At 43.5% G+C, this 16372-nt stretch carries 11 protein-coding genes and 1 pseudogene; 10 read left to right on the forward strand and 2 right to left on the reverse strand.

Annotated elements, in window-relative coordinates; translation table 11 throughout:
- Positions 1 to 122: 122 nt before the first annotated feature.
- From IQ274_RS28985 to IQ274_RS29005, 5 genes are all read left to right on the forward strand, one after another.
- Positions 123 to 3254, forward strand: a complete 3132-nt coding sequence (locus IQ274_RS28985; protein WP_194144286.1) for a hybrid sensor histidine kinase/response regulator — start codon at positions 123 to 125, stop codon at positions 3252 to 3254.
- A 48-nt stretch (positions 3255 to 3302) separates the two neighbouring features.
- Positions 3303 to 3680, forward strand: coding sequence for a four helix bundle protein (locus IQ274_RS28990; RefSeq protein WP_163939498.1), 378 nt, complete (start codon positions 3303 to 3305; stop codon positions 3678 to 3680).
- Between the two features lie 54 nt (positions 3681 to 3734).
- A complete protein-coding gene (locus IQ274_RS28995) occupies positions 3735 to 4760 on the forward strand; it encodes a chemotaxis protein CheW (RefSeq protein ID WP_194144287.1) in 1026 nt (341 codons plus the stop codon).
- A gap of 29 nt (positions 4761 to 4789) precedes the next feature.
- Positions 4790 to 6040: a GAF domain-containing protein gene (locus IQ274_RS29000; protein WP_194144288.1), complete on the forward strand. Its 1251-nt coding sequence runs from the start codon at positions 4790 to 4792 to the stop codon at positions 6038 to 6040.
- A 199-nt stretch (positions 6041 to 6239) separates the two neighbouring features.
- A complete protein-coding gene (locus tag IQ274_RS29005; RefSeq protein ID WP_163934063.1) occupies positions 6240 to 8480 on the forward strand; it encodes a chemotaxis protein CheW in 2241 nt (746 codons plus the stop codon).
- A gap of 139 nt (positions 8481 to 8619) precedes the next feature.
- On the opposite strand, the pseudogene IQ274_RS29010 reads toward IQ274_RS29005, so the two are convergent.
- Both IQ274_RS29010 and IQ274_RS36815 read right to left on the reverse strand, forming a co-directional pair.
- Positions 8620 to 8893, reverse strand: a pseudogene (locus tag IQ274_RS29010) (IS701 family transposase); the annotation flags it as partial.
- 239 nt (positions 8894 to 9132) lie between these two features.
- Positions 9133 to 9279: a hypothetical protein gene (locus tag IQ274_RS36815; RefSeq protein WP_228058427.1), complete on the reverse strand. Its 147-nt coding sequence runs from the start codon at positions 9277 to 9279 to the stop codon at positions 9133 to 9135.
- 476 nt (positions 9280 to 9755) lie between these two features.
- Between IQ274_RS36815 and IQ274_RS29015 the strand changes: the two genes are divergently transcribed.
- From IQ274_RS29015 to IQ274_RS29035, 5 genes are all read left to right on the forward strand, one after another.
- Positions 9756 to 10514, forward strand: a complete 759-nt coding sequence (locus IQ274_RS29015) for a PPC domain-containing protein (RefSeq protein WP_163934066.1) — start codon at positions 9756 to 9758, stop codon at positions 10512 to 10514.
- A 168-nt stretch (positions 10515 to 10682) separates the two neighbouring features.
- The gene (locus IQ274_RS29020) at positions 10683 to 11462 is read left to right on the forward strand and encodes a peptidylprolyl isomerase (protein ID WP_163934068.1); all 780 of its coding nucleotides are present in this window, start codon (positions 10683 to 10685) and stop codon (positions 11460 to 11462) included.
- Between the two features lie 28 nt (positions 11463 to 11490).
- The gene (locus IQ274_RS29025; RefSeq protein WP_194144300.1) at positions 11491 to 14433 is read left to right on the forward strand and encodes a peptidase domain-containing ABC transporter; all 2943 of its coding nucleotides are present in this window, start codon (positions 11491 to 11493) and stop codon (positions 14431 to 14433) included.
- A 105-nt stretch (positions 14434 to 14538) separates the two neighbouring features.
- Positions 14539 to 14766 carry a hypothetical protein gene (locus IQ274_RS29030; protein ID WP_194144289.1) on the forward strand — a complete coding sequence of 76 codons (228 nt, stop codon included), beginning with the start codon at positions 14539 to 14541 and terminating at the stop codon, positions 14764 to 14766.
- Positions 14767 to 14853: 87 nt separating this feature from the next.
- On the forward strand, positions 14854 to 16356 hold the full coding sequence (locus IQ274_RS29035; RefSeq protein ID WP_194144290.1) for an HlyD family efflux transporter periplasmic adaptor subunit: 1503 nt from the start codon (positions 14854 to 14856) through the stop codon (positions 16354 to 16356).
- Positions 16357 to 16372: the final 16 nt, after the last annotated feature.

Genomic DNA, 16372 nt, shown 5'->3' on the forward strand with positions numbered 1-16372 from the left:
ATACCCCAAAACTGACGGAAAAATCCTCTCTATTTCTCTTCTCTCTGTGTTCTCTGCGTCTCTGTGGTTCGTTTATTTGGATAATTTATTTCTTGGAAGTCCCTAATCTCGCAAAATATGTTATGAACCCCGATCCCAGTAATCAAGAGCAGGCTTTTCTTGCGGAAGCGGCAGAGTTGTTACAAACCATTGAGCAGAATTTGATCGGTCTACTTGATGAAAAAACAATAGAAAAAGTTCATGCCTTGATGCGAAGCGCCCATACTATCAAAGGGAGTGCTGCCAGTGTTGGGCAAGAAACTATTCAGACAATTGCCCATCATTTGGAAGATGTATTCCAAGCGTTATACGCTCCAGAATTAGAAATCGATCCAGAATTGGGTGCTTTGCTTCTAGATGCTTATGAGTGCCTGCGAACTCCATTGAGTGCTGCCTTGATGGGCTTATCCTGCAATGAGGCAGAAATACTCGATCGCACTGCCTCAATTTTCGCCCAACTCCAACATAAACTAGGCGACTTTTTTGGTCGTGAGGCTCCGCTTCCCAGTTCGGAAGAACTTGGCTTTGATGTGGTAGAGTCAATCTTTTCCGGGAGTGTACTCCAGGATTTGCAACAGCTTGAAACTGACATTCAAAGCCAAGATCCGCAACAAATTCAAACAACACTCAACTCCCAAGCCGAATTTTTTGTCGAACTAGCAGCATCTTATGGCTTATCTGGATTGGAAGAAATTGCCCAGGCGACCCTAAACGCGCTCAAAGCACATCCAGATAAAGTATTGCAAATCGCTCAGGCGGCTTTAGAAAATTTTAAAGCGGCTCAAGCAGCAGTACTTACAGGCGATCGCACTCAAGGAGGAGAGATATCTCCACAATTGCGAGAATGGGCAATGCTCACTACTCCTGTCCAAGAACTGCTTGGGCAGCCAGTTGCGATCGCTGCCCAACCAATACAAACGACTACAACTGAGAATCAGCCATCTCCCCTCCTCAGTGCCAGCGAAGCGGAATCAATTTGGTCGTTTTTCCCGAAGCGGACTGATAACTCCGTACCGAAAACACCGGAGGTACTGGCACCTATTTCTCAGGATTCGGTAGTAGCCCCCTCTGCCATAGAGCGGATTTTACAGTCAATCTGGATCGGAGATCCACAGACATCCTGCCGATACTCAGACTCAGATCGGCCAGCCTCTCCACCACCACCAAGCCTCCAGGCTCAATCATCGGCATCACTTCCCAGTATCCGAGTAGCGATAGAACAGCTCGATCGCCTCAGCCATACAATTGGGGAATTGCTAATCAGCGAAAACCAACAAAACCTGCAATCTAATCACATCCACAAAGCAGCTCAAGACACTCTACTACAGTTTTTGTACTGTCAACAACAACTTAGTAAAGTTTTTACTTGGTCGGATCGACATCTGCTGCTTCCCGAACGCAAGCAGCGACATATACATGGATCTCCACGAGTTATCTCTGCTACCGAGGCACAATCCAATTTTGATGCCTTAGAAATGGATAACTATAGCGAGTTGCACATTCTCCTGCAAAATCTTACAGAAGACATGGTGCAATTAGGAGAACAGATTGAGGCTGTTAATGGCTTAGTTCAGCAATCTCGCTTCAGTCTCGGAAAGCGCAAGCAACTGCTTTCAGGAGCGCAGGAAGATTTGCTGCAAGCCAGAATGGTTCCACTGGGAACAGTGTTGAATCGATTACCCCGGCTGCTGCAACAGATGGTAGCAAATTATCATAAGCCTGTTGAACTCAAGCTTGGCGGTACGAAGGTACTGGTGGATAAAGCCATTTCTGAGCAGCTATACGATCCCTTGCTGCACATGATTCGCAATGCCTTCGATCACGGCATTGAACCGGTAGAAACCCGCCGCCAGCAGGGTAAACCAGAAACCGGAACAATTACAATTCAAGCCTATCATCAAGGCAACCGCACTACTATTGAGGTACGGGATGATGGTCAAGGCTTAAACTGGGAATCCATTCGTCAACGAGCTATAGAAAAACACCTGCTGACTCCCGAACAAGCCGCCTACGCCTCAGAAGACCAACTGGCAGATTTATTATTTGAACCAGGCTTTTCTACCGCCAAGCAGGTTGGTGAGTTATCAGGCCGTGGTATCGGCTTAGATGTTGTTCGCACTCAATTGCAAGCTTTACAAGGTTCGATTGTGGTGCGATCGTTTTCAGGGCAGGGAACCACCTTCATGCTGCAATTGCCCCTGAGCTTGACAACAGCACGCTTGCTCGTTTGTCAATCTCAAGGTATTACTTATGGCTTGCTCTCTGAAGGAGTTAGCCAGGTTTTATTACCGCAGCCAGAGCAGATTCAAGTCCAGCAATCTTTACACGGGCAAGGCAGCCAAAAATTCTGGCAGTGGGGAGAAGGGCAAAGTCAGCAACTAGTTCCCATCCGCTCGCTTGCGAATTTGCTGGATTACAAATATCCTTTATTCACCCAAGACCACAATTTAAACCTAAGTCCTTTTCCAGTCAAACAACGGAACACCGTTGAACCTCTGCTGCTGTTGGAAACAGAGCATCAATACCTGTGTTTGCAAGTCGATCAGATTTTAGTCGAGCAGGAATTAGTAATTAAATCCCTCGGCAGAGTCCTAACTTTACCTAGTTACATCCAAGGCTACAGCGTGTTGGGCAATGGTAGTCTTACCCTAATCGTTGACCCGTTGGAGTTAGTTCGGCAAACTTGGGAGACAGATATGATGCCGACTTCCCCGGCATCAAGTCTTACAACTAAACTATTGCCCGCGCCTGAGCCTGTTCTTGCTCTAGAGGGGCAGCAATCCCAGCTAACTACGCAACCGCAACAACAGCCGATGGAAGTCAATACAGCCGTTGCTCAACCTAACCGACTGATGGTGTTAGTGGTAGAAGATTCAGTTGTACAAAGGCAAAGTTTGGTGCAGACGCTCCAGAAAGCCGATTATCAAGTGTTGCAAGCAGGCGATGGTCGAGAGGCGATCGCTCAATTGGTGCAACACAGTGATGTCGATCTAGTGATTTGTGACATTGAAATGCCGCGTATGAATGGATTTGAGTTTTTAGAACACCATCGCCAAGACGAGCGTTTGTCCGGGATTCCTGTGGTGATGCTGACTACTCGTAGCGGCCAGAAGCACCGCCAATTAGCTTTAGCTCTAGGGGCGAAAGCTTACCTGACCAAACCCTATTCAGAACAGAGCTTTCTAGCCGCGATCGCTGAATTGGTTAATGGGTAAAGGGGAAAGGGGAAAGGGGAAAGGGGAAGGGGGAAGGGAAGGAATGGAATGGAAAGGAAAAAAATTGAAACTTTTGAGGATTTAAAAGTATGGCAAAAAGGTATTGACTTAGTTAAGCAAATATACTTAAGGACTAAGGAAGGTGAACTGAGTAGAGACTTTGGTTTAAGAGATCAGTTAAGACGTGCATCCGTATCAATACTTACAAATATTGCAGAAGGATTTGAACGATATTCTCGCAAAGAATACTTAAACTTTCTAAATATTGCTAAAGGGTCTGCCGGTGAAGTTCGCAGTCTTTTAAGAGTAGCGTTAGAAGTGGGCTATCTAGACCAACCAACTTATACACAACTTTCTAATCAAGCTATAGAGTTGAGCCGTATGCTATCTAATCAAATTCAATCTATAAATCAGTCATCAAAATAATAAAATCTTTACCCTTTACCCCTTCCCCTTTACCCTTTACCCTTTCTATTATTTATGCTTAACACTCCCTTTCCGTTTAAGCGATTATCTGGCGCTGTCAGCGAGCGCGACTCATTACGAGTCGTTGTTTTTGCGATCGCAGACTATTTATTTGCCCTGCCAGTTGGTGCAGTTCTCAAGGTGATGGCTTGTCCCCCTATTAGCAGTACGGTTGAAAGTGGTATCGGGATGGTTGATTTGGGAGCGCAAACCATTACGATTGTGGACTTGCGCCAGAAATTCATTCAGCAAGTGCAAGCCCAACAGCCGCATCAAGTTCCCTCTGCGGTTGACACTTCAGGGCGCTTCTTACTTCTGACTCAAACGCGGACTGGGGAAATTTGTGGCATTCCTGTGGACAAGCCCCCTGCCTTAATCGATATTCCTTTGTCAGCTGTGCGTCCGGTGCCTTGGTCTTATCGGCAAGTGGCGGAGTTAAGCTGTGTTAGCCACATGGCTGTTTTGCCTGTAGCACCAAACGAGGAACCACTCAAAGTACTTCTTTTTGGTATGAGCCAGATATTGGCTGATAAATTGGGGTTGCCCGGAACAACCCCAACCTTGGCTCCTGGATTGACATCAGGCGAACAACGGCAAAGATTTCTCCGTTTTCCCTTGGGAAATCAAGGAAGTGGATTGCTACCATTTGACTCAATAGTGGACATGATTCATCTCGCTAGCCAAGAAATTTCCCCAGCCCCGGCCTTACCAAGTTGGATTTTAGGTTTCTATAATTGGCAAGGACAGATGCTGCGGCTGGTTGACTTGGAACATTTGCTTGGTTATGCGCCACTTTTGAAGCGGCAGTCACGACCAGAAAAGCCAATGGTTCTGGTTCTCGAATTGCAAAATCAGGTAGTCGGGTTTTTGGTAGCTCATGTCTACGATGTAGAGTGGCAGGATTTACAGCAAGCACAATCGGCACCAACCGACTTTTCGCCAAACAAACTGCTAAATTTTGTTCGAGGTATTCTGCCAGGCGATCGCTGGATTTTAGACACCAGAGCGATCGCCCAGACATTGCAATGGCAAACCCACTGATTTAACTTGATGCTGCCAAGGAGTTTTCTGTGACGCTCGCAACTTTAGACCCTAATTCTGAAACCCAGCCTGTTGAAAATGAAATCCAGATAGAAGAAATTTTGGCTAATGTGGCTCTAATCAAAGCAGTCTTTCAATCTGCTAAGGGGCCAAAGGTCGCTCAATTGCAGCAGAAGGTAAGTCAAATCGAAGCTTTTATCCAAGCTTTGGCTAAGGATTCGCCCAGTGACAACGATCAAAATGTTCGAGGGGCTTTTCAACTCCAGCGAGAACAACTTGCGGTCATCGATCGGCAAATGCAGCAAGCAAAAAATCAAACTGCACTTTTGGAGGTTACAGTTACCGCCCTTCGAGATGTTCTCAACGCCGATCGCGTCCTGATTTATCGTTTTGAGGAAGATAATCGCAGTCGAGCGATCGCAGAAGCTATACAAGCGGGTTGGACATCGTTGCTCAACCAATCCCTACCGATAAATTTGTTTGTTAATAAACCCGATGTTGGCGACGGACAAAACTTACTCAACAACCTAACTGAAGTATTAGAATTAACCCCACGCCAACAGCAGTTTTGGCAGCGCTTTCAGGTGCAAGCTAGCCTGTGCTTACCCTTGATTGTCAAACAACAGCCTTGGGGTTTTTTAGTTATTCATCATTGCCTCCAACCCCGACAATGGCAGGAAGCAGAGCGCAGTTTGCTGCAACAAGTAGGAATGATGTTGACAATTAACTTGCGCTGGGCTGAAATAGTAGCTCCACCTGCTCAACAGCTTGAATCCTGCGATCGCTCTGAATTACTAGTGCCATTTCAGCAGGTGAGCCAGGCTGTACAAGCAGGAGCAAGAATCGCCGAGCTTGCCGGTGAGCATTTAATGTCTATTCAAGATACTGTTGCTGTTACTAATAAACAGCTGCAATACCTTGGTGAATTTTGCCAGCAAGCTTCTGGCTTTGTTCACCTTGTGGAAGGTTTGAGTAGCAAAATTCAGGTTTTGTCCCTGAATACAGCGATTGAAGCAACAAAAGCTAGCGATCGGGAAAGAGGTTTGTTAGCTGCTGCCGAACAGGTGGAAATTCTCGCCCGTCAAGCCCGCGACAGCACCCTAAATATAGAGGAATGGTTCCAAGAACTACAGGTGGCAGCAGGAGATGTTGCTTCTGCTATCGAGCCGTGCGATCGCCAAATCAGTGCTGGGCTGGAGTCAATCGCGCAAATCCACGAGCAATTTAGAGCGATCGCCCAGATTGCTGCTTGTAGCCTCCAAACAATATCGAAGCCATAAGACCTCTTGCAAAAGTGCTTTTTGCAAGAGGTGGGAAAAGGGTAAAGGTTAAAGGGGAAAGGCAAAATACAGAACCTTTCTCTTTCCCCCCGCCCCTTATCCCCAGAGGGGACCCCACCTTCCCCTTTCCCCTTTTCCCGACTTCTACAAGAAGTTTATAGAATTGTCACAAACCCCATAGAAACTGAGAGTTGTTTTCATGAGTACCGATTTTGTCCCCCAACCGCAGAACGACGATCGCTTTCTAGAAGAAGCGATCGATCTGTTACTGTTCTTGGAGCAGGAGTTGCCTAACTATACAAAAGACAGTAACCCTGGTACAGCTTCGGCTCTCATGGAAGCTGCTCGCTCTCTGCATTCGATTGCCATAGCAGCTGAGTTAGATGCCATTGCCATAGTTGCGGCTGCACTAGAAGAGATTTTTCAGCTTCTGCATCAGTATCGGGCAACTGTCAACGCCCCAATCGCCTCCCTGTTGTCAGAAGGATTAGATTGCCTACAAATGCTGTTGATGGCATTTTTAACAGCCTCGCAAATTGACGAAGTAGAAATTCTTGAGCGGATGTCTGCCATTGTTGCTCGTCTACAAGCAGAGTTTGGCGATCGCCAACAAAGCGTTATCTTCCAGGAAACAAACCTTGAGACATCGGTAGAGCAACCACAGGAACATCAACCAGTTATTCAGTTTGGCGATCACTTGGCCGAGGTAGAATCTTTTGCGGCTCTACCAGAGCAAGTTATGGTTAAAGACAAGGATAGTTTTGACAGGGAACTAATAGGTGAAACTAGCCCCCAGTCTGACAGCCTTGTTCACGTAGATACAGAGCAGCTTCCCATCAAGGTAGAGGAACTAGCGAACCTAGAGGAAGAAGATTTTCATGCTTGGTTGGGGGATTTTTCCCTGCCTACTGAAACTTCTGTTGCATCCCTAGTTAAATCTGTTCGCGATCGCCATCCACTCTCTTTGCAAGAATCGATTTCTACCATTCTTGCAACAAGTATTCCAACCGCCACACCCATCAATATTAAGCATCTCGAACAACTAAACGCGCTAATTGCAACATTATTAACTACATATAATCAGCAAGCCTGTCAAGAAGAACAACAGCAACATACAATCGGGCGGTTGCTCCGACAAGTTAAACGATTACAACACCTGCTGGATAATCTACAGGAATGGTCAGGACGTTTAGCAGGAATTTCAGATACCCTTTCTCCTCTAGCTGCTTCTCGCTCTCAGCAATTATACAGTACTCTGCAATCTGTTTTGGCTGAAGCGTCTCAGGTGGCATCAACTGTTCATTCGCTGAATAACAATCATCATCAACTCAAACAAGAACTCATACAGCAAGAAAAGTTACTTAACCAGTCTTCTAATTTAGTCAAAAAAGTTACAACTATTCCTTTAAAAGTAGCCTTAGAATCCTTGCATCGGCTTTGGTCTCAGTTACAAGCTCTACAAGATAAGTCTGCTAGACTACATTTACAAGTTAGCGATATCCAAGTCGATCGGGCATTTAGCGATCGCCTCCATGCTCTTCTGTTGCATATAAGTTGCTATTTACTAGAGCAAAGTATTGAGTCTAGCCAAACACGCCAACACCTTGGTAAAAATAGCAACGGTATTATTGAAATTCAAATTTACCAGCAAGGAAATCAACTAATTATTGATGGCTGTGATGATGGCGGAGGACTTAACTTATCTCAAATCTATCAACAAGCTTTAGCCCAAGGACTCGCCCTGACAAAACCAGGGGATATCTTACAAGAACTGGTAATTGAACCAGAGGTTTCATCTGTTTTATGCGATCGCGCTGCCTTAGAGTTAGGAGTAGAATTAACTGAAGTTTGCAAGCAATTAACAGTTCTTCAGGGAAGAATAGTATTGAAGTCTAAAGCTGGACATGGTACAGCCTTCTCTCTCCAAATTCCCCTCGATCAAAAAATTGCTCAACTTATCGTCTGTCAAGCTAACTCCAGAGTCTATGCATTTATTGCCGATTCTGTAGAGCAGATTTATCTATCCCAGTCCGAACAAATTATCCAAACTCAAGCGGGACGCATGTTATTATTGCAGTCTTCTGGCACCAGTGGCTTCCTTGGTTGTGCTGATGAGGATTTAACAACAGAAATGCTCGTCCCTGTCCACTTATTGACTGATGTGCTGACTTGTCCTAACCAACTTCCCACCTCAGCTACTACTTACAGCACAAATACACTAAATGCTTTCAAGCAGGATAAGCCTTTATTAGTATTTCGTTACTTAGACAAACGATGTGCTTTAGAAGTAGATTGCATCATCGGCAAACAATCTTCTGCGATCCATCCTCTGGGGGAAGCAATCCCAGTTGCTGCTTATATCCAAGGAACTAGCGTTCTTGCCAATGGGCAACTTACCCTGGTTTTAGACGGCCACCTTCTCACAAAATCTCTAACTTGAACTCAATACCTGCCGAAATGTTTGTTGCACATAAATTACAGCAGTTTTAACATAGACCCCTAATAAAACGTGAGTTCGACGGTTAGAAAACGGCAGGAGGTAGTGCAGGTAAATCTTTTGGGTAAATATCAATCGACGGTTTTTGTTGTTTTAACTTATTTACTGACCAATCTGAATTGGCTAGAAAATGATGTAACGACGCTCGCTGAGTTTATACTTACTACTTCCGCTATCTCTGGTAATGATTTTCTTTGAATTTGGGACATTATTCCCAGATGTAAATATTTGAAGCACTCATAATTTCTTACTTCTTTAAACAGGTCTTTATACTCTGCACAATATTCATCTATGGTGGCAACTGTTGGGTGAGGATCTCTTGCCAAATGTTTCAAGATTTGTAATTCTACATCCATTGCCCTACTTACCTTTCAGGGTTTTCTTTTTTTATTCTTTTATTCAGAATACCCGGAAAGTGACAGAAGCTGTTCATGAGCGATCGCCCACTATGGATGAAAGAAACCATTCTGTTTTCTTAGGAGAGGGGTAAATTACGTTGAGACAAATTCGTGTCATCGAGTTAAGTCTTACCCGCTTTAGGCTTGCAGCCATTAGTGTTGATATAGGTTGTAAGCTCCCAGTGCTACTTCTAAGCTTAATGCTCTTTGAGTGCAAGCTTTACACCCTCAATGACATTAATTTGGCATAGCGACACATAAAAAGTCACTGTACATCTGGTAACTACTTCTTGCAGGTCAATCAATTCAGTGGCAGCACTAACTACAACCTGACTTTTGACCACTTAACCATAAGAAGCCTCTGGTAACACAGAGTCTATTTTGTATCAATTACAACAAACTTTGTGTTGTCAGCAAGGTTTGTCAAAGCGATCGCTTACTTATTCACACATCTCTTATTTCATCAAACTCATTCTTGATTACGCGAATGGTGAGTTATAAGACTTTTTCTGACTAAACAATACAAAGCACTTGGCATTTACTTTAACAAACACCTAACTATAGAAGTCTTTTTCATGCTGTGTTTATTGAAGAAACAGTTTAATTTAGATTCATGGTTAAACAACAGGTTCTGAACACGGCTTGCACAAAACCAAACAACTAAGGCTCTATTGAAAATAAGAAATAATATTTATTTTCATCAAACTCTAAGCCGTTAAATTCTGGTAAATGTCGATTTAAATCGGGCGTTTATATTTGTACAAACCACAACTTAATCTGAACTTGACCACATCAAAATCAACACCTAAAGGACAAACAAATGGCACTTTACAATCTTGGTACACTCGGTAGCACACCCATTCTTCAGAATGACTTTCATTTAGATCCATCTGACCTCACCGATGTCTTTCAGTTCAAAATCACTAGCGGCAAAAATATCAACCTGTCTTTGACAGATATCAGTGCTGGCGATAATGCCGACATCCGACTGTTTAGAGATGCTAACAATAACGGTGTATTGGACAACTTCGACCGAATTTCTGGACTAGTTTCTAATCAGGGAAGCAACCATGATGAGGCGATTAACTTTAAAACTAGCTCAGGTACTTTTTTTGCCGAAGTATCTCCGGTCAATTTAGCTAGTTCAGGCGATCTCAGCTACGATTTAGCCTTATCTGCGACTGAACCGTCTGGAACTGCGGTTTCAGCTAGTTTCAGCAATCTTCTGCCTAAGGAATTTGTACTTGGTAATTTGTCAGCTGATGTGACTCGTACAGGTAACGTCAATAACACTAACACTGCTGATGTTTACAACTTCTCTTTGGGAAACTTTGAGGGTGTCAACATTAAATTGAACGGACTAAGTACTGATGCTGACATGCGGCTGATCCGAGACATTAACAATAATCGCATTGTTGATGCCGGAGAGGAAATTGCACGCTCTACTAACGGAGGTATTACTTCAGAACTGATTTCCAACATTAACCAAGCTGGTAATTATTTCTTGCAGGTTACAGAATTCAGTGGTGCGACTAACTACAACTTGACTCTTGACCACTTCACCACCACCTTTGCTTAAGTTTAAGCAGTGGTAGTGATGAGCAGTACTTGAAAGCATTGTACGGCAATGCTTTCAAGCGTATGCAAATGATGCAAGCGGCAGACAATCATACTTGAACTTTGCCGCTTTATTACAAAAATCGTAGCTGCACTTATCAAAATATTTCAACAAAATTAGGATTTAAATATGAATAAATCTTTACAAATAGGCGAACACGCCCTCTTGCCTAACGAAATTCTCCCCTTTTTGGCTAGTTACAATCTGATTCCGCAATTGTTATCTCAGAGCATTATCGAGTCTGCGATCGCACCAATCACCTGCACACTAGCCGAAACAACTCAGGCTTTAGAACAATTTTATCAGCAGTGGAATTTGACAACTGAGCAAAAAATCCAAGATTGGTGCTTACGTTACGGTTTAACTCAAGAACAATTAGAACTTTTTGCAACCCGAAAGCTCAGAGTCGAAAAGTTCAAGCAAATAACTTGGGGACATCAACTAGAATCTTACTTCCTGAAATACAAAAGACATTTTGATAAAGTAATTTATTCTTTAATTCGGACTGATAACAGAGGAACTGCTAACGAGCTATACTTCCGAATTACAGAAGGGGAACAGTCATTTGCTGAGTTGGCGCATGAATATTCTCAAGGTCCTGAAGCTGAGACAAGTGGCATCATCGGCCCAGTGGAAGTTGGTACAATCACCCCAAATTTTGCTCAGTTACTTTGCACAAGTCAAGTGGGTATAGTTCAAGCACCTGTAGCCTTTGGAGAATCATGGGTGATTGTCCGGGTGGAAAAGTTTATAACTGCACAGTTAGACAATTTTATGCGCCAACGATTGCTGCAAGAGAATTTTGAAACTTGGTTTCAACAGCAACTAAGTGAACTATCACCAGAAGAGAAAACCTGGATGGGAATCAACACAAAACCAGCACATACTCAACAAGCCATCGCTGCGTAAAACTTATTAAAATAGGGTGTCTAAGATGATGACAAATACAACCGTTGATATTCAAGAATTTATTGCTGATTTGTTTCCTTTCAATTATCTGTCACCAAATGTTTTAGAAAATTTGCTCAACAAAGTGCGATTTTGTCGCTATCGCATCGGGCAAGTAATAGTAGCAAGGGAAGCGATGCCCGATCAGATTAGCATTATTTACCAAGGACAAGCGCGTTTATTAACATACAATTCCCAAGGACAAAATCCGGCGACACTGAAATTACTCTCATCTGGAGAAGTTTTGGGTTGGGTAAGTCATGTGCGGGGGATTGCTTGTGAAACTGCGATCGCTTCTACTGAAGTGATCGCGATTAATCTACCTATTGCTGATTTTCTAACTTTACTCAAGCAGGAAGAGGCTTTTGTCCAAGCATTACAACATGAAATCACTCTTTTAGAAGTGTATGAACTGCTCACCGAAGAACTCAGCCGTCGCGCAGATGGTAGTAAAAATGTAATTAAGCTTGCCCAGGCTGCAACTGAAGTTGCTATCATCCGAACAATCCCTGCGCGCAAAGTCTTCCACCAGCATTTAAATCCTGAATTTTTGTGGTTAGTCAGCAGTAATTTTGATGCTGAGTTCCCCGTGGGTAGTCGCCTAGAATTAGATGAACTCAACCCCAAGCTGAAATTTAATGTAAATATGCGTCTGGTGGGATTGCCCAAATCAATACTTGGAGAAAATCTCGCTCCTTTTACACCAAAAATACTTTTACCCGCAGAGATTCCTTACGCCTCAGAAATTACTGCCACAGAAGAACCAGCAGCTAAGGGTAAACAAAAGAAGTTTCCTTATATTAAGGGTAGAGGGCCGTTGGATGGTTCCCTAGCTTGCTTCCAAATGTTAAGCCAATACTTTAATATCTCTTGGCGCAAAGATACACTACGCCGGGTTCTGACAAAGCAGCACGAACAGAAGGGGATTATATCTTTGCAATTTTGCGCCGCCGCCGCCGAGTTGATGGGGTTGACAACACAGATAGTCAAAGTTCCCGCCACCGCAGTCGGACGCTTGCAATTACCAGTCATAATTTCTTGGCAAGATAGTTTTGCCATCATCTACAAAAATAGCGATCGAGAGTTACTCATTGCTGTTCCTGAGATGGGATTACTGCGCTACAAATTGCGAGACTTTGCGGAAAACTGGGGGGCTGAAGGAGAAGTTCTGCTGCTACAAACCACCAAAAATACTCCCAAGTCGCGCTTTAGTTTGAGTTGGTTTGTACCCTCACTGCGGCGCTACCGCAAAGTATTAATTGAAGTACTTATTGCTTCCATTGTTATCCAACTGTTTGGGCTGGTAAATCCTCTGGCTACACAGGTGATTATTGATAAAGTATTGGTTGGTAATAGTCCTGATACCCTGGAAGTTTTCGGCATCTTTTTGCTGGTAGTTGCAGTCATCGAAGCAATACTTACCAGCGTTCGCACTCATTTATTTACAGATACCACCAACCGGATTGACCTCACCCTTGGTTCTGAGGTGATTAATCACCTGTTGCGTTTGCCTTTATCTTACTTTGAACGCCGCCCTGTGGGGGAATTGGCAACGCGAATCCACGAATTAGAAAACATCCGTTCTTTTTTAACTGGTACCGCTTTAACTGTAGTGATGGATGCTGTGTTTTCAGTGGTCTACATCGTAGTAATGGCAATTTACAGCCCAGTGTTGACATTAGTTGCTTTGGCAACAGTACCGCTATTTGGCTTGCTCAACTTGATGGTATCACCTTTGATGCGCCGACAATTGCAAGAGAAAGCTGAGTGCAATGCCGAGACACAATCTTATCTAGTAGAAGTAATGGGGGGAATGCAGACAGTCAAGGCGCAAAATTTAGAAATGCGATCGCGTTGGCAATGGCAAGAACGCTATGCTCGTTACATCAGCGCTGGTTTCAAAACAGTCTCTACCCAAACTACCGCCAGTTCTATTAGCAGTTTTCTCAACAAGTTTTCCAGTATGTTAGTGCTGTGGGTAGGAGCTTTTCTCGTCCTCAATCAGCACCTTACCTTGGGACAACTCATCGCCTTTCGCATTCTTGCTGGTTATGTCACCAGTCCCTTGTTACGCCTGATGCAACTTTGGCAGAATTTTCAAGAAACCGCTCTATCTCTGCAACGCCTTGCTGATATTTTAGACACTCCCCAAGAAACAGAAATCGGCAACTCTCAAAATATTCTCATGCCCAGTATTCAAGGTAGTGTCAGGTTTGAAAATCTCAGCTTCAGTTTCGCGGAACACGGGCCGATGCAACTGTGCAATATTAACTTAGATTTTCCTGCTGGCTCCTTTGTGGGAATTGTTGGTCAAAGCGGTTCTGGTAAAAGCACACTGCTAAAATTATTACCTCGGCTTTATGAACCTAAGTCTGGCAAAATCTTGATTGATGGCTATGATATCAGCAAAGTAGAACTTTATTCTTTACGCCGTCAAATTGGTATGGTGTTACAAGATACCCTCTTGTTTGATGGCACAATCCGCGAAAACATTGCCTTGGGATATCCTGATGCTAGCGATGAAGAAATTATTAGCGCCGCCAAGGTAGCATTCGCCCACGACTTTATTATGTCTTTACCCAATGGCTATAACACCCGTGTAGGCGAACGAGGTTCGGGTCTGTCTGGGGGACAACGCCAACGAGTCGCGATCGCTCGTACTGTTCTACAAAATCCCCAATTACTGATTCTGGATGAAGCAACCAGCGCCTTAGATTACAATGCCGAAGCCCAAGTCTGCGGTAACTTGGCAAGAACCTTCAAAGATAGGACAGTGTTCTTTATTACTCACCGCCTCAGCACAATTCGCAATGCCGATGTCATTCTGATGATGGATGGAGGTGCTGTAGTAGAACAGGGAACTCATGAAGAATTGATGGCACTCAAAGGTTATTACTACTGTCTGTATCAGCAACAAGAAGCGAAAGTGTAGTCATTAGTCATTTGTCATTTGTCATGTGTCATTTGCCAGCAGTAAATACTATTGTTTCAACTTTAAATAATGAAACTTCAAGCTTAAAACTCGATACTTCAGCCTTTGAACTCGGAAGTTGCACCTTTTTGCTTGAACGTTGAGCCTTTGAACTCGGAAGTTGCACCTTTTTACTTGAACGTTGAGCCTTTGAACTCGGAAGTTGAGCCTTTTTACTTGAACGTTAAGCCTTTGAACTCGGAAGTTGCACCTTTTTGCTTGAACGTTGAGCCTTTGAACTCGGAAGTTGCACCTTTTTGCTTAAACGTTGAGCTTTTAAACTCGGAATTTTAACCTTAGCACTTCTAACTCTTGTACAGACGCGATTCATCGCGTCTCTCAACACTCCCCAATGCCCAATGCCCCATTCCCCCATTTATTATGAATATTCAGCATAAATTCGATCAACCAGTACTTTTACAACAAACTCCTACTTGGTCACGAGCGATCGCTTGGACTATTATCGGAGTTAGCACCTTCACAGTAATTTGGGCCTCAGTCTTCCAAATTGATGAATCAATTCATGCTACTGGCAAGTTAGAACCACAGGGTGCAGTCAAAGAAATTCAGGCTCCGGTTCATGGTGTTGTCAACGAAATTCTAGTTAAAGATGGTCAGCGAGTCAAAAAAGGTGAAACACTCATTACTCTAGAAAAAACTACTTCTGAGGCTGAGTTAACTTCATTAAAGCAAAGTCGGACGGCTCAGTTGCTTGCCAAACAGGCGCTAGAACAAGAAAATGACTTCTATCGCCATCAGCTTCAAGGGAGCATATCACTACAACAAGTAGTACAGCAAACTGCTCTGTTGAAAATTAAACCCGAATTAGCCTTCTTGACCAAAAGCCGAGCAGCGATTATTGCCGAAAACCAGTTGTACCGGACACAATTAAACGGTGCGACTGCTGAAAGTCCTCTCACAAGAGAGCAACAGTTACGCTTGCAAAATCGCCAAATAGAATTAGAATCGCGTTTAGCCACAGCTAATTTAGAAACGGGACAGACACAACAGCAATTTTTTCAGACTCAGGCACAGTTAACTAGCGCTAAAGAGTTGCTGACAATTAATCAACAAATTCTCCACAAGTTTGAACCTCTAGCGCAGCAGGGGGCAATCTCCCAGATACAATACTTGAAACAGCAACAGGATGTCAGCACCAAACAAGCAGAAGTAATCCGATTGAATCGAGAACAGCAGCGATTACAATTAGCGATCGCACAATCAAATGAAAAACTTCGCAATACTGCCGCTGTCTCTCAAGAAGACTTATTAGCCAAAATTACAGATAATGACAAAAAAATTGCCGAAATTGACAGCCAATTAACCAAAGTAATTGTAGATAATCAGAAACGACTGTATGAAATTAATGGTCAGATCGGTGAGATTGAGAGTAAGTTAATCCAGGCACAACAAACTCTTAAATATCAGAAAATTACTGCACCTGTAGATGGTACTGTTTTTGAACTTAAAGCTAAAACAGCAGGATTTGTAATTAATTCTAGTGAACCGCTCCTAAAACTTGTTCCTAGTGATAACTTGGTTGCTAACGTATACATCACTAACCGCGACATCGGTTTTGTCAGAGAAGGGCAACAAGTGGATGTGAGAATTGATTCCTTTCCCTTCCAAGAGTATGGTGACATCAAAGGCGAACTAATTGAGATTGGCTCTGATGCTTTACCTCCAGACCAAGTTTATAATTTCTGGCGTTTTTCCGCAAAAGTCCGCCTACATGGGCAGAAATTACTGACTAATCAGCGTCAAATTCCATTGCAATCCGGGATGTCCATTGATGCTAATGTGAAATTGCGTCAGCGCACAATTATGAGTATCTTCACTGATTTCTTAGTTCAGAAGACTGAAAGCTTAAAATCTCTGCGCTGAACAAAATCCTTAACCT

The sequence above is a fragment of the Nostoc sp. LEGE 12447 genome (assembly GCF_015206985.1).
GTDB lineage: Bacteria > Cyanobacteriota > Cyanobacteriia > Cyanobacteriales > Nostocaceae > Nostoc.

Bases quoted from the DNA above. Each gene is read 5' to 3' on its own strand.
- IQ274_RS28990 (WP_163939498.1), top strand. From the start codon at position 3,303: ATGGAAAGGAAAAAAATTGAAACTTTTGAGGATTTAAAAGTATGGCAA.
- IQ274_RS29015 (WP_163934066.1), top strand. From the start codon at position 9,756: ATGGCACTTTACAATCTTGGTACACTCGGTAGCACACCCATTCTTCAG.
- IQ274_RS29005 (WP_163934063.1), top strand. From the start codon at position 6,240: ATGAGTACCGATTTTGTCCCCCAACCGCAGAACGACGATCGCTTTCTA.
- IQ274_RS29035 (WP_194144290.1), top strand. From the start codon at position 14,854: ATGAATATTCAGCATAAATTCGATCAACCAGTACTTTTACAACAAACT.
- IQ274_RS29025 (WP_194144300.1), top strand. From the start codon at position 11,491: ATGACAAATACAACCGTTGATATTCAAGAATTTATTGCTGATTTGTTT.
- IQ274_RS28995 (WP_194144287.1), top strand. From the start codon at position 3,735: ATGCTTAACACTCCCTTTCCGTTTAAGCGATTATCTGGCGCTGTCAGC.
- IQ274_RS29020 (WP_163934068.1), top strand. From the start codon at position 10,683: ATGAATAAATCTTTACAAATAGGCGAACACGCCCTCTTGCCTAACGAA.
- IQ274_RS28985 (WP_194144286.1), top strand. From the start codon at position 123: ATGAACCCCGATCCCAGTAATCAAGAGCAGGCTTTTCTTGCGGAAGCG.